Origin of the sequence: Methylomonas sp. AM2-LC (assembly GCF_039904985.1) — a bacterium.
Classification (GTDB): domain Bacteria; phylum Pseudomonadota; class Gammaproteobacteria; order Methylococcales; family Methylomonadaceae; genus Methylomonas.
In genome coordinates, this window is record NZ_CP157005.1 from 1,087,992 (window position 1) to 1,108,064 (window position 20,073).

The following is a 20,073-nucleotide window of genomic DNA, read 5'->3' on the forward strand; positions in this document are numbered from 1 at the left end:
TTAATCTCATTTATTTTAAGCAAAAGAGAAAATGCTAAGTTTTAGCAAACTTCAATTTTATGACTATCGCATTTTAGTTGGAATCATCGTATGAAAGCAGTCATACTTGCCGGTGGTTTAGGATCACGAATTAGTGAAGAAACTTCAATTCGTCCCAAACCGATGATTGAGATTGGCGGCAAACCTATCTTATGGCATATCATGAAGATTTATTCGAGTCATGGCATAAACCACTTTATCGTTTGTTGTGGATACAAGGGTTATGTAATCAAGGAATATTTTGCAAATTATTTTTTGCATATGTCCGATATTACTTTTGATATGCAACAAAACCAGATGCAGGTCCACCACCAATATGCCGAACCTTGGAAAGTAACCTTGGTTGATACAGGCGAGGAAACCATGACGGGTGGTCGTATTAAGCGCGTATCAAACTACATCAAAGATGACGAGGCTTTTTGTCTGACTTATGGTGATGGGGTGGCTGATATCAATATTACGGAATTGCTTGCCTTTCATAAAGAAAAAGGCTTAAAAGCAACATTGTCAGCAACATTCCCGCCTGGACGATTTGGTGCATTAGATATAAAAAATGGTTATCAGGTCGACAGTTTTAAAGAGAAACCATCCGGTGATGGTGCCTTGATTAACGGCGGATTTTTTGTACTATCCCCAGATATTTTAAATTACATTGTAGATGACAGAACCGTTTTTGAACGAGAACCTTTAGAAAAACTGGCTGAGGAAGGAAATCTGGCTGCCTATATGCACAACGGTTTCTGGCATCCAATGGATACTTTACGTGATAAACAACATTTGGAAGAGCTCTGGCAATCGGGCAAGGCACCTTGGAAGAGCTGGATATGAATACCCGTTTTTGGTCAGGTAAGCGCGTTTTAATCACTGGGCATACCGGCTTCAAAGGTAGCTGGTTATCACTATGGCTGCAATCATTAGGTGCAAATGTCTTAGGTTACGCGTTGTCTCCCCCATCGCAACCTGCGTTATTTGAAGTTGCTGGCGTCGAACAGGATATGATCAGTAAGATAGGAGATATTCGTGATCTTGAGAAGTTACGATCAGTGTTTCAGGAATTCAATCCAGAAATCGTTTTTCATCTAGCCGCACAATCACTGGTTCGCTATTCCTATAACAATCCTGTGGAAACCTATTCCACCAACGTAATGGGTACCGTCAATCTGCTAGAAGCTGCAAGAGCCACCTCTAGTGTGGCAGCTTTAGTGATGATTACTAGTGATAAATGCTACGAGAATCAAGAATGGGTGTGGGGTTATAGAGAAAACGAGCCTATGGGTGGTTTTGATCCCTATAGTAACAGCAAAGGTTGTGCTGAGCTTGTCACAGCAGCTTATCGCAAATCATTCTTTCAAGATCAGGGGCCGGCCTTGGCTAGCGCTCGTGCAGGTAATGTGATTGGTGGTGGAGATTGGGCACTGGATAGATTGATTCCAGACGCAATAAGCGCATTCATAGAACATCGTCCGGTATTGATACGTAATCCGCATGCAATTCGTCCCTGGCAACACGTTCTGGAGCCATTGTCCGGCTATATGTTGCTGGCGGAAAAGCTCTATCAGACAGGCGCAGAGTATGCCGAAGCATGGAACTTTGGGCCAGAAGATCATGATGCTCAGCCAGTAAATTGGATTATTGATCAACTTAAATTAAAATGGGGTGATGGAGCCAGTTGGAATATTGATGCAGGAATTCACCCGCACGAGGCGCATTACCTCAAACTTGATTGCTCCAAAGCCAAAGCTCGTTTAGGTTGGTATCCCACTTGGAATCTGTCGCAATCACTGGAAAAAATTATAGAGTGGCATAAATTAATGCAGCAAGGTGCTAATATGAAATCTGCAACTCTAGATCAAATTAGCGCTTTTATGAAGGAAAAGACCTCATGACTACAAATGTTCTACGCCAGCAACTGACGGCAGATGCAAATCATACTATACATATTGTTTTACCCCCTGAAATGGGTAAGGAAGTTGAAGTCATTGTTGTTCCAAAATCATCATTAAATCCTGATAAGACGGTTGAAGGTTTCGTCACGGCTGATTGTCTTGACGAAAGTGGTTTTGTTCAAAACATATTAAACAACCCGGAAGAGGATTGCTGGAATGAGCTTTGATATTGTTGCCGGCGGTATTTATAACGCATTTTTTTCATTGGGCGGAACTGGCGATTTAAAAAAAAGGCCCGTTTTAGCACTTTCTGAAAAAGATGAAAATGATGATGTGCGCATTGCTTTTATAACTAGAACTTCCACCAAGGATGCTCAGGGCTTTGCTTTGCAAAGCACAGACTTCATTGATACGCCTTTAAAATATGCTAATCATATTCATTTGACCCAAACCTTCAGTCTCAAAGTCAGTCGTTTGGAAAAACCTTTGGCCAAATTAAGTGACAACGCTTATGAGAGGGTATTGCGACAATTAATAACACAAGGTATAACCGATTTTGCCGCACAAAAATACCGAGCCAAAACCTTTGTACCTGGAGCTAGTGTGGTTCCACCCTCTGGAAAAGTGCTGGGGGAAGACGAGCTAAAAAATATGGTCGATGCTTCATTAGACGGCTGGTTGACTACCGGACGGTTTAACGATGCATTTGAAAAGCGCTTTGCGGAGTTTGTGGGTGTGCCCTACGCACTGACTACCAATTCCGGTTCATCGGCCAATTTATTGGCATTTACTGCACTGACTTCGCACAAGCTGGGTGAGCGAGCTTTAAAACCTGGCGATGAAGTGATTACCGTTGCGGCTGGATTTCCGACTACGGTAAATCCTATTCTGCATGCTGGTTTGATACCCGTATTTGTAGATGTCGAACTAGGCACCTATAACATCGCTGCTGATAAAATTGCAGCCGCCATCACTGAACGGACTCGTGCAATTGTAATTGCTCATACCTTGGGTAATCCATTTAATCTTGATGTCGTTATGGAGTTGGCGCGCCAACATGATTTGTGGGTGATAGAAGATTGTTGCGATGCTCTGGGTTCAACCTATAACGGTCAACATGTCGGTAATTTTGGTCACATTGCTACTTGCAGTTTTTACCCTGCCCATCATATAACAATGGGTGAGGGTGGTATTGTGTTCACTAAAGACCGTAAACTACGTAAAATTATCGAATCCTTCCGTGATTGGGGGCGAGATTGTTTTTGTGCGCCTGGTACTGATGATACTTGCGGTAAGCGTTTTGGCTGGCAACTGGGTTCGTTACCACAAGGCTACGATCATAAGTATACTTATTCGCATTTAGGGTACAATCTTAAAATCTCTGATATGCAAGCCGCTTGTGCATTGGCGCAAATGGATAAGTTACCCGATTTTATATTGGCACGAAAACGTAATTTTGAGTTTCTAAAAACCCGATTATGCAATCTGGAAAAGGTCTTGATTTTGCCTGAAGCCACGCCAAATAGTGAGCCTTCCTGGTTTGGTTTTCCAATTACGCTACGCGATTCTTCAGGGCATAAACGGGTTGATTTGCTTAAGTATTTAGATCAACACAAAATCGGTACTCGCTTGCTGTTTGCCGGAAATCTTACCCGTCAACCCTACTTTAAGTATCAGACCTATCGGATTAGCGGAGAGCTAACTAATACCGATCAGATCATGAACGATACTTTCTGGATTGGTGTTTACCCAGGGTTAACCGAAGAAATGCTAAGTTTTGTGGTGGAAAAGCTTGAAGCATTCTTTGGGGGTTAGTTGCTAATGTCATTAACGCATAAATTAGCAAATGCAATCAGACGTGACGCCATCCAAATGGTACACAGGGCCAAGGCCTCTCATATTGCCAGTGCCTTGTCTATTGCAGATATTCTTGCAGTTTTATATGGCGAAGTAATGCATATTGATGTGACTAATCAATATTACCCAGCAAGAGATCGCTTTATCTTGAGTAAAGGACATTCCTGTACAACTTTGTATGCGGTGCTTGCAGAAGTTGGTTTTTTTTCCAAACAACTGTTGAGTACTTATGGGGATGATTTTTCATGGCTAATGAACCATATCAGTCACAAGGTGGTTGGTGTTGAGTTTTCTACCGGTTCATTAGGACATGGTTTACCCTTTGGGGTTGGCAAGGCTTTAGCCGCCAAAACAAAAGGTGAAAACTGGCGGACTTTTGTAGTGCTTAGTGATGGTGAGATGGATGAAGGTTCCAATTGGGAAGCGTTAATGTTCGCAGCCCATCATCAGCTAGATAATCTGGTTGCCATCATTGATTATAATAAACTACAAAGTCTCGATACCATTGCCAATACACTTGGTCTGGAACCGTTTGTGGATAAACTGACAGCATTTGGCTGTGCAGTGCATGAAATTGATGGGCATGATCATCAAGCACTTTTTAATGCATTCAGTAATACAGCAAATGACAAACCCACAGTCATAGTAGCACATACCATCAAAGGTAAAGGTGTCAGCTTTATGGAAAACAAAGTGGAATGGCATTATAAAAATCCCAATGATGAGCAATTGGCTTTAGCTTTGGCGGAACTAGAGGTGGCTAATGCGTAACGCATTTGTTGATGAACTGGTACTGGCGGCCGAAAAAAATGACAATATCGTGTTAGTGGTAGGTGATTTGGGCTATGGTGCGGTAGAGCCCTTTGCCAAGCTTTTCCCCAAACGTTTTTTTAATGCCGGTGTTGCAGAACAAAATATGATGAGCCTGTCTGCAGGTTTAGCTTCTGAAGGCTTTCATGTTTTTGCCTATTCAATTGCAAATTTTCCAACCTTTAGATGTGCAGAACAAATACGTAACGATGTTGATTACCATCAGTTGCCTGTTACCGTAGTAGCTGTTGGCGGAGGTATGGCCTATGGAAATTTGGGGTATTCACACCATGCCGTACAAGATTATGCACTGATTCGTACCATGCCTAATATGGTGATAGCCTCCCCTGGTGACCCCATGGAAGTCCGGGGCTGCATGCGTTATTTAGTCGCCAATCCACAGCCTAGTTATTTGCGTTTAGGTAAGGCTGGAGAACCTTGTATTCATACTCAAATACCCGAAGTTGTACCCGGTAAATGGCTAGCTATCCGTGCCGGAATAAACGGCGGCGTTTCTTATTTAACTACTGGTGGCACGCTTGATCTGGTTAATCAACTTTGGAGTCAGCGAGCCGATTTTCAAGGTATTTCACTCCATTCCATGCCCTTGTGGAGCATGCAGACCAAAAAAAATCAAGCCCAGCAAGTTGAGAATTATGCACGCATCATTACTGTTGAAGATCATCTTATGGATGGCGGTTTTGGCAGTTGGCTGTTAGAGTCCATCTCAAGCCAGCCACAGTTATTGGCAAAAATTAACATCAAAGCTTTGGATGCAAAAGTGTGTGGTATGGTGGCAAAGCAATCGACCATGAATCAACAAGGAGGATTGACTGAGGCGTTGTTATGCGAATAGCCATTCTGGGTGCCAGCAGCGAAATTGCTAAAGATTTGATTTTTGCATATTCTGAAACTAACGATATAAAACTGTATCTGTTTGCCCGTAATGCAGATAAAGTGAATGCTTGGCTATTATCAGTCGGTTTGGCTGGACGCTATGTGGCTGCTAGTTTTACAGAGTTTGGCCTACAAGAATACGATGCTATTATAAATTTTGTTGGCGTGGGTAACCCCGTCAAAGCACAGGCACTCGGTAATTCTATCTTTGATATAACACTACGCTTCGATGAGTTGGTGCTGGACTATCTCCAGACCCATGAAAATTGTCGTTATTTGTTTTTGAGCAGTGGTGCTGTGTATGGATCTGGATTCAAAAAACCCGCTACTCAGGAAACAGTAGCCAATATTCCCGTTAATAATTTAACCCCACATGATTGGTACGGTGTTGCCAAATTATATGCCGAATGCCGACATCGCTCATTTCCTACTTTATCTATCGTGGATATTCGCGTATTTAATTATTTTAGTCATACTCAAGATTTGTCTGCACGCTTTTTAATTACCGATATTCTTCGCGCTATTCGAGACAATACTATCCTTAAAACATCGCCGGATTATATAGTAAGGGATTTTCTGCACCCCTCTGATTTTTATGGCTTAGTTCAAGCGCTACTTTCTGCACCACCTGCCAACGATGTAGTGGATTGTTACAGCCGCTCGCCAATAGACAAGCCAACTTTACTGGCTACCATGCAAGAAAAATTTCAGTTGCAGTATGAAGTTGCTGAGGCTGCAGGAGTGAATGCCACGGGTAATAAAGCCCATTATTACTCACTTAATCACAAAGCTTCTGCCTTTGGATACTCGCCAAAGTATTCTTCGCTGGAAGGAGTGCTTCTGGAGTCTCAGTTGATAATAGAGCATTCGCTGATTTAAATAATATCAGCAATCTGAAAGCAGTACTTTGACCCGTTCTTCAGGGTCAACAGCTAAATTCCTTGACTGGCATAAACCAGTGTTCGCATTAAGTGGCATAATTTTGCCGATAGTTGGCGGAAATTTCTTTCCATCTCCGAATTTTGACACATAGTAACTTTTTTACTAATAGAGGCTGTCAGCTTAAGTTTTGCCAGATATTCCATTGCGGAAGTCAAAATATTGACTTAACCACCATGTGGAAGGTCATAATTAGGATAAAGGTTGCCAGAAAATAATTATGTTTAATTAAGTAAATAAGTTGTTATTTTTTATTAGTTATTGATATATAAAATAAATTGTTTTATGGCATAGAACTTGATATGTATTTGGTAGTGACATTTATGTCTCGCATTCAAGATTTATTGAGGAAAAGATCATGGCAATGATAATCACAACGAATATAGCTTCATTAAACTCCCAACGCTATTTGGATCAAACCCAAAATGCGTTGCAAACGGCTATGCAACAGTTGTCTTCGGGTTTACGTGTCAATTCAGCGGCGGATGACCCCTCCGGTTTAGCGATCAGTGATGGCATGACCTCACAAATTAACGGTATGACAGTGGCTGTACAGAATGCCAACGATGGTATTTCTATGGTACAAACTGCAGATGGGGCTATGGCATCTTTGACCAGTACCTTGCAAACCATGCGCGATCTGGCGGTACAAGCCTCAAACTTTGGTACCGTAGGTAGTGCAAATCGTGAACAACTTTCAACGGAGTTTAAACAATTAAGCCGCGAATTGGGACGTGTTATTGGTAATACCCAATTTAATGGTAAAACCGTTTTAAATGGTTCACTCAGCCATACCAATTTTCAAATCGGTGCAAATGTAAACTCGACCAATCAGATTTCGGTTAATGTAGGTAATCTATTGCTTACTTCCGGTATTAGTGCTATGGCGCTTCAGGGAACAGGAGGCGCAGCGGCAACACTCTCAATCGGGTCTGGAGCCACTTCGCAGAATACCAGAAGTGTCATTTCCACGATTGATATAGCCATTAAAAGTCTGGATACCGCACGCGCAACTCTGGGTGCTTTACAGAATCGTTTTACCGATACCATCACTAATTTGCAAGACTCTATTGCCAATCAATCGGCTTCTCGCTCTCGAATTCGGGATACTGATTTTGCGGCAACGACCTCAACATTAAGTAAGGAACAAATTTTGCAGCAGGCGGGTACGGCTATGCTGGCACAGGCTAATCAGTCGAACCAAAATGTGATGCAGTTATTGAAATAAGGTTTAGTTTTTTTATCGTATTTTGCTGCTATGCTTTTTACTGACAGCTAAGTTACTTATAAGAGTCACGATGAATTTATCGAATAGTGAGTGTACACTCAGCTCAGTTCAACTATGAATTAACTGAGCGATCCGGTAGATGAGTTGCTAAGTGCTGAGTTTGATAAGTGAGTGATCTTATAACAACCGATAATAAAATTGAGAACCGATAATGGAAAATACACGTTTGGCAGAAGAAAATAATTTTGGGCCACTCAGTGTAAATCGCTTTGGCGAGTCGTATTTTTTCAATATTAATCGGGATAGCTTTGTCAAAACCAGTGCTGAGGCATTGTTTGAAAAGAAGTTTGCAAAAACACTGTTTAATGAAAATGCACTGTATATAGTAGTGGGAACTGATTCTGGTTTATTGCCGCACTATATTCAGAAAAATCAGTTACCAAAAGGTTCTCGGTATATTTTTATAGAACCGGTATCCGTATTAGCAGCGCTAACAGCCAACGGTCTGTTGGCGGATCTGGATGCTGAGCGTATCGCCTGTATTAGTTTAGATGAATGGGTTATTACCATTCAGAACTTTAAAATACGGGATTATTTTTATATCAATGCTGTGCAATCCTATAATGCCTTTTGTGCAGAGGATGATCATATTCAGGAATATGCCGAATTAAGTTGGCATATTACCGAGGTGTTATCGCAACTGCATTGGACTAACACCATTGAATTAGGCTCGGAAGCGTTTATTTCCAGACAGCTTAAAAATGTAGCAGACACCCTTTTGCCAGCTAAATTACTGGAACAAGCCTTCGCTAAAAAAACTGTGGTGTTGCTAGCGGGTGGGCCATCGTTAGATGACGCCATTTCCTGGGTACGCTTAAATAGGCAACGATTGGTTATCTTTGCGGTGTCCAGAATTTCCAGACAATTAATTCAGGCCGAAATTGCGCCAGACTTTGTCTTTTCTGTTGATCCCACCGAATTAAGCTTCGATGTCAGTAAAGAAATGCTTAATTTTCCTAACCAAACTACCTTTATCTTTTCGCACCACACCGTGTCATCATTGGTTAATCAATGGCCGGGGCGGGCCTTATATTTGGGTGCAAGGTTTCCCTGGAAAACCGATTTAAATCTCGCCAATATTAGCTCCGTAGGGCCAACTGTTACGAATACCGCTATCAATGTCGCGCATTGTTTTGGCTTTAAGCGCATTATTTTGGCCGGGCTGGATTTGTGTTTTACCCGAGATGGCTTTACCCATGCTAAAGGTAGTGATGAACAACTGGCCGGACCGCGTTTTAATCTTACCTCTTTGCAAGTGGAAACCAACGACGGATTTATGGCACCCACCAGCTTGGATTTTTCGCAAGCCATAGCCAATCTGGCTGTACAAGCCAAACAACTTAGTGGCAACGGCTGTCAATTAATCAATGTTTCGGGGCAAGCGGCAAAAATAGAGTCTATAGAATACCTGCCAATTGATGCGCTTGACTTGGAAGAAAGTGGCGTTGATGTGGCAGCTATTGTTGCGGCAAAAGTTGATGCTTTACCAGCAGATACTTTATTTTATCAAAAAACCTTGCAAGAACTAAAACGCGCCCGATTTCAGATCAATGCCATTGCCCATTTGTCAGAAAAAGCCAGAAAAGTGAACGACGAAATGTACAACGCACAAGGCATTATCGAAAACTATAAAGACAAAAAGCAGCTCGATCAGATTGAAAAAAAGTTTAAGCGCGAACACAGACATTTTAGTCGTTTGGTAAAAATCTATGGCATAAGACGCTTTATCAAAGTGGCCAAACCCTTTGTTGATGAAGAATGGACTGCCGAAGAAGCCAAACAAATGGGCAATGTTTTTTATGATGCTTATCTGGAAGGCACGACCAACTTGTTAAATTTGCTAGACGATGCAATCAGCCGGGTAGAGGCTAGACAACAAGAAAGTTTAGAGCATGCCGATTTTAATCTACTTATTGCGCAATGCCGCAAAGATAAAAGTTATGGCCGAGTGCGTCTGTGGCTGAAAAAATATGCACACACACAAATTCCAGAAGCGATTGCTGTAACGTTAGCAGAATTTGAACAAAACTTTGTAGCAATTTTGCAGGATAAAAATACCCAGCATTTTGCTAACGCCCAAAATCATAGTAGTTTATTTATACTAAAAAAACGCGCGGGATTATTGTTTAAACATAAAAAGATTGAGGATTTGCAGGCGTTGCTAACAGGTTTGGAAAAACATAAGCAACAAGCTGAGCAGGGGGTTCCTTACCGACACTTAATTAACGGCTATTTGGCAGAATTGAAAGGTGAGCCAGCGAATGCGTTGAATGCTTATCAGCAAATTGTGGCGGCGGCAGATGTTTTATTAGAGGAAGCCTTAATCAGAATTGCTGCTATCAGTATCGAGCAAAATGATAGCGAATCAATACAAATATCTCTGCAGTGTCTGTCGCAGCTAAATCCTGTTTATTTGCCTATGTACGCCGAAATACAACGTCTGAGGGGTAATATCATGCAGGCCATAGATGCTTACAGCACTTATATCAATCAGTTTCCAGGCGATAGCGTCACGCAACTAAAGTTTGTTATGCTCTATGTTGAGCAGAATATTTTTGATGCCGCAGAGATAATGCTGGATTATATACTGCTGAATAAGCCCAATCTGGAAGCTGCATTATTGCTCAAAAAGCAAATTCTTAGTTTAAAAGCAGACACAAAAAATTTCGTATGCTGAGGGGTTTACATAACCAACAGTAATCTCAAACTCTATGACCCTGAGCTAACTTGAATACTCCAAGCCATTTAAATCACGCAAATTTAATCGCCGCCGAATTTCTTGGACTGGCTCCTTTTTTGCGTCTCAATATTGCTGGAGAGGATTTACTGCCTATCGGTCAGGAAATATTAACCAAGCTGCAAACGCAAAACAATGATCCTAATCTATGGATGAATTTATCTACGATTATGTTTTGTTTAGGACAACGCGATATTGGCTTATCCATGCAATCTCAAGCATTGGAAATACAACATATCTATCATCTTTCTGCTCAGCAGAAGCCCGCAAAACTGTGCGTATTACTACTAATGGCCGCAGGTGATCTGGCCGCCAATACCCCACTGGATTGTTTGCTGGAAAATAGCGATATAGAACTGATTTATTATTTTGTGAACGCCGAGCAAGCTTTAGCATTGCCAACGCACGATGTAATGATGGTTGCGATTAGTGAAGCGGATGAAAATAGCGCATTACTCAATCAGTTACAACAGGAGTTAGTAAATTGGCCAAAACCCATAATTAATGCACCGCATAAAATCCCACGCGTAGAACGTTTTGCCGCCGCGCAATTATTACAAAATGTGCCAGGTTTGTTTATACCACCCACTCTCAGGTTGTCGCGCAAAAAATTGCAAGGTTTAGTCAATGCTAAAATCACTATCCAGACTTTATTGGCAGGCAGCGATTTTCCGTTGATTATTCGTCCGGTTGGTTCGCATGCTGGCAAAGATTTGGAAAAGCTGGAAAGTATGGCAGACTTACAGTCGTATTTTTCCAGAGTAGATGTAATAGAATACTTCCTGTCGCCATTTATCGACTATAGCAATAACGATGGCTTGTTCAGAAAGTATCGCATAGCGTTGTTAGACGGTAAGGCATTTGCTTGTCACATGGCCGTTTCAGCGCATTGGATGATTCATTATGTCAATGCAGGCATGTATGAAGATGGGCAAAAAAGAGCTGAAGAAGCGGCTTTTATAGCCGATTTTGCCAACTTTGCCGAACGCCATCAAGCAGCTTTGGCTGCAATTAGTCAACGTACCGAGCTGGATTATGTGTGTCTCGATTGTGCCGAAACTGCCGATGGGCAATTATTTGTATTCGAAATTGATCACGCTATGGTGGTACATGGCATGGACCCCGAAGCGCAATTTGCTTATAAGCAGGTGGCTATTCAGCAGCTAAGGGATGCGTTTAGAGGGTTTTTGTTTCGAATGAGTGTCGATTCTCTTAAGTGAGTATTTACAGCGTCTTCTGCTAAGCAGTCCGACACTAAAAGCAGAATAGTTGTTAATATTTACAATAACCCTATTTATCCAGCTTAATCCACCGTAAGCGATTGGCATTACTGACTACAGTCACCGAAGACATGGCCATGGCCGCTCCAGCCAACATGGGGTTTAATAAAATTCCAAATAACGGATATAGCAAGCCAGCAGCAATAGGAATGCCAATGGTGTTATAAAAAAATGCGCCCAACAAATTTTGGTGGATATTTTTTACGGTCAATTTTGAAAGTTTTATCGCTTCCGGTACTTTTAGCAACGAACCCAGTAACAGCACAATGTCGGCGCTTTCAATAGCCACGTCGGTACCAGTGCCAATGGCAAAACCCACATCTGCTTGTGCCAGGGCAGGGGCGTCATTAATACCATCACCGACCATGCCCACAACTTCTCCTTGTGCTTGCAATTCTTTTACTACCTGGGCTTTATCGGCGGGTAATACCTGTGCGCGTATTTCAGTTAAGCCAGCCTGTTTGGCAATAGCCTGAGCGGTTATAGAATTATCTCCGGTTACCATTAATAAGCGTATCCCCAGTCGTTGCAGTTCTCTTATAGCTGCTGTGGAATCTGTTTTAATCGGATCAGCAACCGCAATGATGCCGATAACGGTTTGCTCATGGGCCAATAACATGGGTGTTTGTCCCTCAGCAGCATAGCTTTCCAGAGTGGATTGGTATTCCTCAGTGGTTATTTGTTGGGTAGTTAATAGAGCTTGATTACCAAACCAGTAGGTTTGATCGGCAATACGTCCAGTAATTCCATGTCCGGCAATCGCCTGAAATTTCCTGACTTTGTTTAACTTCAGTTTCTTTTCAGTGGCCGCGTTAAGCAGTGCCGCAGCCAACGGATGCTCCGAACCTGATTCCAGGCTGGCCGCAAGTTGTAAAATTTGGTCTTCACTATAATCGCCAAACGCTTTAATAGTCGCTACGCTGGGTTTGCCCGTTGTGACGGTTCCTGTTTTGTCGAGAATGACACACGTCAGTTTACCAGCGGTTTGCAGGGCTTCACCTTTACGAATTAAAATACCCATTTGCGCAGCTCTACCCACGGCAACCATGACAGAAATGGGCGTAGCCAAACCTAAAGCACAAGGGCAGGCGATGACTAGAACTGTCATAGAGGTAACAAAGGCATAGCCTAGTGCCGGATCGGGGCCTATTATCCACCACAGCATAAAAGTAAAGGCCGAGATTACGACAACGGTTGGAACAAAAATGCTGGATATTTTGTCGGCCAAGCGTGCTAGTTCGGGTTTGCTGTTTTGCGCTTGGCGAACACTAAGAATGATTTGTGCCAATGCTGTATCCCGGCCTATGCGGGTGGCCTTGAATAAAAAACTGCCTTGTTGATTGATAGTGCCAGCGGCGACGCTACTGCCCGGCAGTTTTTCTACCGGTATGGGCTCGCCTGTCAGCATGCCTTCATCCACGCTGGAATGACCTTCTAAAACTACGCCGTCAACCGCAATTTTTTCGCCGGGCCTTACTCGTAAAGTTTCGTCAAGTCCTACCTGATCAATGGCAATATCCAGTTCTTGTCCGTCCCTAACGATTCTGGCGGTACGGGGCTGCAAGCCGATTAAGGCGCGTATGGCGGAAGAAGTTTTGCCACGTGCACGCGTCTCTAAGGCATTGCCAAGATTAATGAAAGCCAAAATGACGGCTGATGCTTCAAAATAAGCATGCGCTGACATGGGTGGTAATAGTTGTGAGTAATCGATCACGATGCAGGAATATAGCCATGCCGCTCCCGTACCCAGCGCTATCAGTGTGTCCATATTGGCTTGTTTAACACGTAATAATTTAATGGCGCTGTGGTAAAAATGTCCGCCGGAATAATACATAACTAACAGTGTGATTAAGGCAACTTTTGTCCAAAATCCGGTACCCTCAGGCGTACCCATCATTGGAAACCAATCCAAATGTGCTCCCAACATTAACGGAATGCCCAGCGCACCAGCAACGGCCGCTTTTTTTAATAATTCCTGGTAACGCTGCATTTCCTGCTGTTCTTCTTCCGCAGGGTCTTCAAAGCCTTCCATGATGGCACCATCGTAGCCAGCGGCTTTTAATGCAGTTTTCAGCAATTCCGGTTCGGGACTGCCTGAAACATTGGCAGAGTGATCAGCAAAATTGACACTGACGTCTGTTACGCCGTTTACAGAACGTAAAGCGGTGTCGACTGCGGCAATACAGCCAGCGCAACGCATGCCAAGTATGGATAAGCGTAGATCTGTGGGTGATAGGCTGGTTGGCTCTGCATTCATGGCTGTCTCAGTGTAAAAGCATATTAACGTGGAACTTGAAAAACTAAGTAACTTTTCGGTGTAGGATGGGTTTATCTATCCCTCTACCCATCCTACCTCATTGGTTTTTTAAGTTTTAAAGCATCAATCTGAATAGTTACAAAACTAAATAAGTTGCTTATATTAATACGCCTTAAGTATTTAGTTTGCAAGTATAAGTCAAGTGAGTAGACCACTTTCGAGTGTTTGAAAGAGTGTACGCAAAGAGCTTGCCGTATTGTGCAATTAAGCTCTGGACATAAATTTACCTGTCTCGGTATTTACTTTGACTAATTCGCCAGATTCAATATATTCGGGTACCTGAATTTCCAGTCCAGTCGTTAGTTTTGCCGTTTTGGTGCGACTGGTGGCGCTGGCTCCTTTCATAGCAGGCGGTGTTTCCACAATTTGTAAGGTAATGGTTGCTGGTAATTCCACGCCCAGTGCTACATCATCCATTAACAACAGGACTATGCCTTCCAATCCCTCACTCAGATAATCAATTTGCTCTTCAATATCTTCGTTGGTTAAGCTGTATTGCTCATAGGTTTCGCTATGCATAAAATGATAGGTGTCGCCGTCTTGATAGGAAAATTGCACCGGTACTCTGGAGCAATCCGCCGCTTTCAACATATCATCACTTTTATAGCTTTCATCCAGTTTTTGTTTAGTTTTCATATGGGCATAGCGGACTTTATACAGTGTGGCTGCACCGCGTGAAGATGGGTTTCTAACTTCGATTTTTTTAACAATATAAGGTTCGCCATTAATTTCAATGGCAGTACCCTGCTTAAGTTCGTTGGCTTTTGGCACTAGTTTGTCCTCTTTAAAAATATTAGGTTAGTCGGAAATAATTTGCCATTGCTGGTCGATAAGTCCCCATAAGGGCTGATATTGGTTTTTGTAACTCATTTTTTGGCAATTTTTTATCCAGAAACCTAAATAAACGAAGTCAAGATTGAGTTGCTTGGCTTGCTGAATTTGCCATAACACAGCAAACACACCGGGGCTATACGTAGCGTAATCGGGATCGAAAAATGTATAAACTGCGGATAAAGCATTATCCAGTAAATCGACAACGGCTACGGTTACTAGTTGCTGATTGATCCAAAACTCAACAAACCAGGTTTTACACCAGCTGCTGGATAAAAATTGTAGATAATCTTCACAACTAATGGGATCTTTGTCTACATTATGATGCCGAGAGGTCTGATAGCGTTGGTATAAATCAAAATGCAGGGGATCAAATACGGGCGGTTTAATGACAACTTGTGTGTCAGCATTTTTTTTGGCACATCGAATTTGTTTGCGATCAGCTAAAAAATCTTTAACAGCCAGTCTGGTGGGTATGCAAGCTTGGCAACTTTGGCAATAAGGTCGATATACTTGATCACCACTACGCCTGAAACCTTGCGCGATTAACTCTGAATAATATTGTGTATTTAAACTAAAATCACTACTCACTAATAGGGAACGGGCCATTTGTGCACTTAGATAGCTGCATTCATGTTCTACGCTTAACCACAAAGGAATGCTGATCATTATCGCTGCCATGCGCTGGCACTGGGTGTGGCGTTACACCATTCGCTTAGAAAATCTTGAAATTGAGAGCGGGGTATTTCTTCTGCCCCCAGGCTCAATAAATGTTTATTGGTAACTTGACAATCAATTAAGCGATACCCCCAGGCTGTCAATTGTTCTACCATGTGCGCAAACACCACTTTTGAGGCATCCGTTTTGGTATGGAACATCGATTCGCCGAAAAATACTTGTCCAATAGCTACGCCATAAAGTCCACCGACTAATTCATCCTGTTGCCAGGCTTCGAAGCTATGTGCAACTCCGCTAGCGTGCAGTTTTTGGTAGGCGTTGAGTATTTCTGGGTTAATCCAGGTGCCGGAGCTACCCTCTCTGGGTGCAGCGCAACCATGCATCACCTTCTCAAAAGCAGTGTCATATTTTATTTGAAAAGGTTTTTGGCGCAGGGTTTTCTGCAAACTGCGTGATAGTTTTAATCTGTCTGGAAACAAGACTAGACGTGGATTGGGAGACCACCATAAGATAGGTTCGTCAGGATTGTACCAGGGAAAAATGCCTAACTGATAAGCATTGATCAGGCGAATTTCAGATAAGCAGCCGCCATAAGCCAGTAAGCCATTCGGTTCTGCAAGTGCTTGCGCAGGCGTTGGAAATACTTGTTGTGGGTTGTTGGCGTCTAGTTCTATCAGTGACATAAAGACGGAAATGTTCCGTTTAAAGGAAGCATATTTTATAGTATCGTTGCGTAATTAGCTTATATGGCTTTTCGTATAGGCCGATTTGGAGAATGTCCTATTGAAAGTTATCCAAGGCAGACAAACAGGATTTCCTTTTGGGGTAGACATTCTCACGTCTACCCCATGCTAGAATTATAATTTATAGTTCATCCAGAAATTTTTCAGCATCCAGTGCTGCCATGCAACCCGCGCCAGCGGATGTAATCGCCTGTTTATACTGTGAATCCATAACATCGCCTGCTGCAAAAACCCCAGGAACGCTGGTTGCGGTTGCATTGCCTTTTATGCCACTATTAACAATAATATATCCGTGGTCCATGGCTAATTGGCCAGCAAAAATATCAGTATTGGGTGTGTGACCAATTGCAATAAATACACCGTGAACTTCAATTTCTTTGGTACTGCCGTCAAGAGAACTTTTAATTCTCAGGCCCGTCACACCCATATCATCACCCAACACTTCATCCAGTTCATGATTCCATTCGATGCGAACATTGCCGGATTTGGATTTTTCGATCAATTTATCAGAGAGTATTTTCTCAGAGCGAAACTTGTCTCGTCGATGAACAACAATCACTTCCGAGGCAATATTGGCTAAATACAAGGCTTCCTCGACGGCCGTATTGCCGCCACCAATAACAGCGACAGGTTTATTACGGTAGAAAAAACCATCACAGGTAGCACAGGCAGAAACTCCGCGACCTTTAAATGCTTCTTCGGAATCCATGCCTAAATATTTTGCAGAAGCACCTGTAGCAATTATTAAAGCGTCGCAGGTATAAACCCCTGCATCACCTGTTAGTGTGAACGGTCTTTTGGACAGATCAGTAGTGTGAATATGATCAAAAATTATTTCGGTAGCGAAGCGTTCAGCATGTAAACGCATTCTTTCCATTAATTCCGGTCCTTGCAAGCCCTCAATATCGCCCGGCCAATTATCGACTTCGGTCGTTGTAGTCAACTGTCCACCTTGCTGCATGCCAGTAATTATCACCGGATTTAGATTTGCTCGTGCGGCATAAATAGCCGCTGTATAACCGGCCGGTCCAGAACCTAAAATTAAAAGTTTGCAATGTTTTGCGGTTGTCATTTGCGCTATATCTCCATCGGCGGTGTAGGTTGTTAAATTATACGGGCTATTGCGGATCGATAAAACCGCTTCGCAGTTAAGGAAAGTGATCTATTCCACAATTGAATTTATATTCGCTAATGTAATTTATCCAATTTATCATCTATAATCATGTTTCTGATACTTTATTTTTTGAGTCTATCGATATGGTTGCTGTTATTGAAGAAAAATCTGCACGTGGTCCGCGCGAGATTGCTTTACTGGGTTTTTCCAGTTGTGCGTTATTTTTTTTTATTGCCTTACTGACTTTTAATTCCGAAGATCCCGGTTGGAGTCATAGTACTTCTTTTCAATCCTTACATAATGCCTGTGGTTTATTTGGTGCATGGTTGGCCGATTTCATTCTCAGCTTTCTGGGATTAACCGCTTATTTGATTCCGTTGATGATTTTCTGGTCTGGTTATATGTTATATCACCCAGAGCCTTTGACTAATAATCGCTGGCGCTTTCTGGTAAGTTGGAGTGGTTTTATATTTACCACTATTTCAGGTGCCTCTATTTTCTTTCTACATCTGTATTTTCTTAGAACAAAAGTTGATTTACCCAATACTCCAGGCGGTATTATCGGACAGGAAATTGGTGAGACTTTAGTTCGTTTATTAGGTAATTCCGGTTCAACCTTGCTGTTGTTAGCCATTTTCATGATTGGGGTTACTTTACTAACTGGTTTGTCCTGGTTAGGGTTGATGAATGTTGTTGGTAAATGGGCTATCTCGCTGTTTGGGATATTAGGTCGTCAGGCAATCTCTGCTGAAGAGCGTTATAGGGATGATCAACCAAAACAACGGGCAACTGAAAAAAAGAAATCTCGTCCAGCTAATCAAATGGAAACAGAGGATAAAAATAAACCACAAGAAAATGGTAAAAAAATCAAAATTGAAACGCTTAAACCTATCTCACAGACGGTTGCGGAAGAGGTTAAGCCACAACGGCGTAAAGATAGCAAAACAGTGGATGATTTACCTCCTTCCATGTATCTAAATGCATTGCCACCGTTAAGTTTGTTGGAAACCCGAGAAATAAGAGTAAAGCGTTATTCAAAACTTGAACTGCAAGAAATTTCAAGACAAGTAGAGAGCGTATTGCAAGACTATGGTATTGCTGCTGAGGTTGAAGGTGTTTATCCTGGCCCTGTTATTACCCGCTTCGAACTTCGTCCGGCAGCGGGTGTAAAAGTGAGTCGTATCAGTGGGCTGTCTAAAGATTTGGCCAGGGGATTATCAGTAACCAGTGTCAGGATAGTTGAAATTATAGAAGGTAAATCGGTTATAGGTCTGGAGATTCCTAATCAGGAACGAGAAATGGTCTCTCTGCGGGATCTACTTATTTCGGATGAGTTTGATCGTGCCAAATCAAAATTAAGTATCGCTATGGGCAAGGATATTTCTGGAAATCCTGTAGTGGCCGATTTGGGGAAAATGCCACACGCGTTGGTTGCTGGGACTACAGGGTCTGGTAAATCAGTGGCCATCAACACGATGATCCTAAGCTTATTATATAAAGCTAAGCCAGCTGATGTGCGGATGATTATGATTGATCCTAAAATGTTGGAATTATCTGTTTATGAAGGTATTCCGCATTTATTGACGCCCGTTGTTACCGATATGAAAGATGCACAGAATGCCTTGCGTTGGGCTGTCGCAGAGATGGAGCGTCGTTATAAATTGATGTCAAAAGTGGGTGTGCGCAATTTGGCTGGTTACAATCAGGCTGTCAAAGAAGCCGAGGCGGCGGGTAAACCTCTGCGTGATCCGTTATTTAAGCCGCAGACGCCAGTGGCTGCAGAAGATTATCCCTTATTGGACACTTTGCCTAGTATCGTTATTGTAATTGATGAGCTGGCCGATATGATGATGGTGGTTGGCAAAAAAGTGGAGGAATTGATAGCGCGATTGGCACAAAAAGCTAGGGCGGCTGGTATTCATTTGGTATTAGCTACGCAAAGACCATCAGTTGATGTTTTGACGGGTTTAATCAAAGCCAACGTACCAACCCGAATTTCATTTCAGGTATCCTCGCGTATTGATTCCAGAACCATTATTGATCAAGGGGGTGCTGAAGCTTTGTTGGGTAATGGTGATATGTTGTTTTTACCTTCTGGTACCAGCATACCCATTCGTGCCCATGGTGCATTTGTTGATGATCATGAAGTGCATCAGGTCGTTGAGTTTTTGAAAAAAACCGGGCCTACCAATTATTTAGACGAGATTACACAGGAACGTACCGATAGTGGCGAAGTTGCTGGATTGGATGGCGATGAAAGTGAAAGTGACAGTTTGTATGATGAGGCTGTACAGTTTGTTACCGAATCCAGAAAAGCATCAATTTCCAGTGTGCAAAGACGTTTCAAAATTGGTTATAACCGTGCTGCACGCATTATAGAAGATATGGAAAATTCTGGTGTGGTCAGTCCGGCAGAAAGTAATGGCTCGCGCGAGGTACTCGCTCCGCCGCCACGCTGATGAATATTCCTCCGGCAATTGCGGGTTTATTGGTTATCACCTTGGTATCAACTATGGGTGCTTGGTTTTTAAGCGCAGGTAAAACGGTTGAAAAACCAGTCAGAGCAATGTTGTTTGTTGTCTACTTTTGGATGTTGGCTTTTGCCCAATTATTGCTTTTTGGTTTGGTGTATTTTATAAAACAACACATTTAATTTT

17 protein-coding genes are annotated in these 20,073 nt (G+C 42.5%); 12 read left to right on the forward strand and 5 right to left on the reverse strand.

The annotated features are described in order from the left end of the window. Window positions 1-90: 90 nt before the first annotated feature. From rfbF to ABH008_RS05015, 10 genes are all read left to right on the forward strand, one after another. Window positions 91-867: a glucose-1-phosphate cytidylyltransferase gene (gene rfbF, locus ABH008_RS04970; RefSeq protein WP_347988748.1), complete on the forward strand. Its 777-nt coding sequence runs from the start codon at window positions 91-93 to the stop codon at window positions 865-867. Next, entirely contained in the window at window positions 864-1,925 is a 1,062-nt protein-coding gene (rfbG, locus tag ABH008_RS04975) for a CDP-glucose 4,6-dehydratase (protein ID WP_347988749.1), read from the forward strand. The genes rfbF and rfbG overlap by 4 nt, the downstream gene beginning before the upstream one ends. Then, window positions 1,922-2,152 (forward strand): hypothetical protein, encoded by a 231-nt coding sequence (locus tag ABH008_RS04980; RefSeq protein WP_347988750.1) that lies wholly within the window; start codon window positions 1,922-1,924, stop codon window positions 2,150-2,152. Before rfbG ends, ABH008_RS04980 begins: the two co-directional genes overlap by 4 nt. Further along, window positions 2,142-3,740, forward strand: coding sequence for a lipopolysaccharide biosynthesis protein RfbH (rfbH, locus tag ABH008_RS04985; protein ID WP_347988751.1), 1,599 nt, complete (start codon window positions 2,142-2,144; stop codon window positions 3,738-3,740). Before ABH008_RS04980 ends, rfbH begins: the two co-directional genes overlap by 11 nt. A 6-nt stretch (window positions 3,741-3,746) precedes the next feature. Continuing rightward, the gene (locus tag ABH008_RS04990) at window positions 3,747-4,553 is read left to right on the forward strand and encodes a transketolase (RefSeq protein ID WP_347988752.1); all 807 of its coding nucleotides are present in this window, start codon (window positions 3,747-3,749) and stop codon (window positions 4,551-4,553) included. After that, window positions 4,546-5,448 carry a hypothetical protein gene (locus ABH008_RS04995; RefSeq protein ID WP_347988753.1) on the forward strand — a complete coding sequence of 301 codons (903 nt, stop codon included), beginning with the start codon at window positions 4,546-4,548 and terminating at the stop codon, window positions 5,446-5,448. The genes ABH008_RS04990 and ABH008_RS04995 overlap by 8 nt, the downstream gene beginning before the upstream one ends. Further along, a complete protein-coding gene (locus tag ABH008_RS05000) occupies window positions 5,439-6,368 on the forward strand; it encodes an NAD(P)-dependent oxidoreductase (RefSeq protein WP_347988754.1) in 930 nt (309 codons plus the stop codon). The genes ABH008_RS04995 and ABH008_RS05000 overlap by 10 nt, the downstream gene beginning before the upstream one ends. A 418-nt stretch (window positions 6,369-6,786) precedes the next feature. Continuing rightward, window positions 6,787-7,656, forward strand: coding sequence for a flagellin (locus tag ABH008_RS05005; RefSeq protein ID WP_347988755.1), 870 nt, complete (start codon window positions 6,787-6,789; stop codon window positions 7,654-7,656). Between the two features lie 211 nt (window positions 7,657-7,867). After that, the gene (locus ABH008_RS05010) at window positions 7,868-10,393 is read left to right on the forward strand and encodes a 6-hydroxymethylpterin diphosphokinase MptE-like protein (protein WP_347988756.1); all 2,526 of its coding nucleotides are present in this window, start codon (window positions 7,868-7,870) and stop codon (window positions 10,391-10,393) included. A 50-nt stretch (window positions 10,394-10,443) separates the two neighbouring features. Continuing rightward, a complete protein-coding gene (locus tag ABH008_RS05015) occupies window positions 10,444-11,673 on the forward strand; it encodes a hypothetical protein (protein ID WP_347988757.1) in 1,230 nt (409 codons plus the stop codon). Window positions 11,674-11,743: 70 nt separating this feature from the next. On the opposite strand, the gene ABH008_RS05020 is transcribed toward ABH008_RS05015, so the two are convergent. The 5 genes from ABH008_RS05020 to trxB all read right to left on the reverse strand — a co-directional run bounded on the left by ABH008_RS05020 (window position 11,744) and on the right by trxB (window position 17,374). After that, window positions 11,744-13,990 (reverse strand): heavy metal translocating P-type ATPase, encoded by a 2,247-nt coding sequence (locus ABH008_RS05020; protein ID WP_347988758.1) that lies wholly within the window; start codon window positions 13,988-13,990, stop codon window positions 11,744-11,746. Window positions 13,991-14,254: 264 nt separating this feature from the next. Further along, window positions 14,255-14,821, reverse strand: coding sequence for an elongation factor P-like protein YeiP (yeiP, locus tag ABH008_RS05025; protein WP_347988759.1), 567 nt, complete (start codon window positions 14,819-14,821; stop codon window positions 14,255-14,257). Window positions 14,822-14,848: 27 nt separating this feature from the next. Beyond that, window positions 14,849-15,550, reverse strand: coding sequence for an arginyltransferase (locus ABH008_RS05030; RefSeq protein WP_347988760.1), 702 nt, complete (start codon window positions 15,548-15,550; stop codon window positions 14,849-14,851). Further along, window positions 15,550-16,242 carry a leucyl/phenylalanyl-tRNA--protein transferase gene (gene aat, locus ABH008_RS05035; RefSeq protein WP_347988761.1) on the reverse strand — a complete coding sequence of 231 codons (693 nt, stop codon included), beginning with the start codon at window positions 16,240-16,242 and terminating at the stop codon, window positions 15,550-15,552. Before aat ends, ABH008_RS05030 begins: the two co-directional genes overlap by 1 nt. A gap of 181 nt (window positions 16,243-16,423) precedes the next feature. Then, entirely contained in the window at window positions 16,424-17,374 is a 951-nt protein-coding gene (gene trxB / locus ABH008_RS05040) for a thioredoxin-disulfide reductase (RefSeq protein ID WP_347988762.1), read from the reverse strand. Window positions 17,375-17,559: 185 nt separating this feature from the next. Between trxB and ABH008_RS05045 the strand changes: the two genes are divergently transcribed. Further along, window positions 17,560-19,875 (forward strand): DNA translocase FtsK 4TM domain-containing protein, encoded by a 2,316-nt coding sequence (locus ABH008_RS05045; protein ID WP_347988763.1) that lies wholly within the window; start codon window positions 17,560-17,562, stop codon window positions 19,873-19,875. After that, the gene (locus tag ABH008_RS05050; RefSeq protein WP_347988764.1) at window positions 19,875-20,069 is read left to right on the forward strand and encodes a hypothetical protein; all 195 of its coding nucleotides are present in this window, start codon (window positions 19,875-19,877) and stop codon (window positions 20,067-20,069) included. Before ABH008_RS05045 ends, ABH008_RS05050 begins: the two co-directional genes overlap by 1 nt. The last annotated feature ends 4 nt before the right edge of the window (window positions 20,070-20,073 follow it).

What these genes read in the sequence shown, in the direction of transcription:
- rfbF (WP_347988748.1), top strand. Translation starts at nt 91, where the DNA reads ATGAAAGCAGTCATACTTGCCGGTGGTTTAGGATCACGAATTAGTGAA.
- trxB (WP_347988762.1), bottom strand. Translation starts at nt 17,374, where the DNA reads ATGACAACCGCAAAACATTGCAAACTTTTAATTTTAGGTTCTGGACCG.
- rfbH (WP_347988751.1), top strand. Translation starts at nt 2,142, where the DNA reads ATGAGCTTTGATATTGTTGCCGGCGGTATTTATAACGCATTTTTTTCA.
- ABH008_RS05030 (WP_347988760.1), bottom strand. Translation starts at nt 15,550, where the DNA reads ATGATCAGCATTCCTTTGTGGTTAAGCGTAGAACATGAATGCAGCTAT.
- ABH008_RS04990 (WP_347988752.1), top strand. Translation starts at nt 3,747, where the DNA reads ATGTCATTAACGCATAAATTAGCAAATGCAATCAGACGTGACGCCATC.
- ABH008_RS05045 (WP_347988763.1), top strand. Translation starts at nt 17,560, where the DNA reads ATGGTTGCTGTTATTGAAGAAAAATCTGCACGTGGTCCGCGCGAGATT.
- ABH008_RS05000 (WP_347988754.1), top strand. Translation starts at nt 5,439, where the DNA reads ATGCGAATAGCCATTCTGGGTGCCAGCAGCGAAATTGCTAAAGATTTG.
- ABH008_RS04980 (WP_347988750.1), top strand. Translation starts at nt 1,922, where the DNA reads ATGACTACAAATGTTCTACGCCAGCAACTGACGGCAGATGCAAATCAT.
- aat (WP_347988761.1), bottom strand. Translation starts at nt 16,242, where the DNA reads ATGTCACTGATAGAACTAGACGCCAACAACCCACAACAAGTATTTCCA.
- rfbG (WP_347988749.1), top strand. Translation starts at nt 864, where the DNA reads ATGAATACCCGTTTTTGGTCAGGTAAGCGCGTTTTAATCACTGGGCAT.
- ABH008_RS05005 (WP_347988755.1), top strand. Translation starts at nt 6,787, where the DNA reads ATGGCAATGATAATCACAACGAATATAGCTTCATTAAACTCCCAACGC.
- ABH008_RS05050 (WP_347988764.1), top strand. Translation starts at nt 19,875, where the DNA reads ATGAATATTCCTCCGGCAATTGCGGGTTTATTGGTTATCACCTTGGTA.
- ABH008_RS04995 (WP_347988753.1), top strand. Translation starts at nt 4,546, where the DNA reads ATGCGTAACGCATTTGTTGATGAACTGGTACTGGCGGCCGAAAAAAAT.
- ABH008_RS05010 (WP_347988756.1), top strand. Translation starts at nt 7,868, where the DNA reads ATGGAAAATACACGTTTGGCAGAAGAAAATAATTTTGGGCCACTCAGT.
- ABH008_RS05020 (WP_347988758.1), bottom strand. Translation starts at nt 13,990, where the DNA reads ATGAATGCAGAGCCAACCAGCCTATCACCCACAGATCTACGCTTATCC.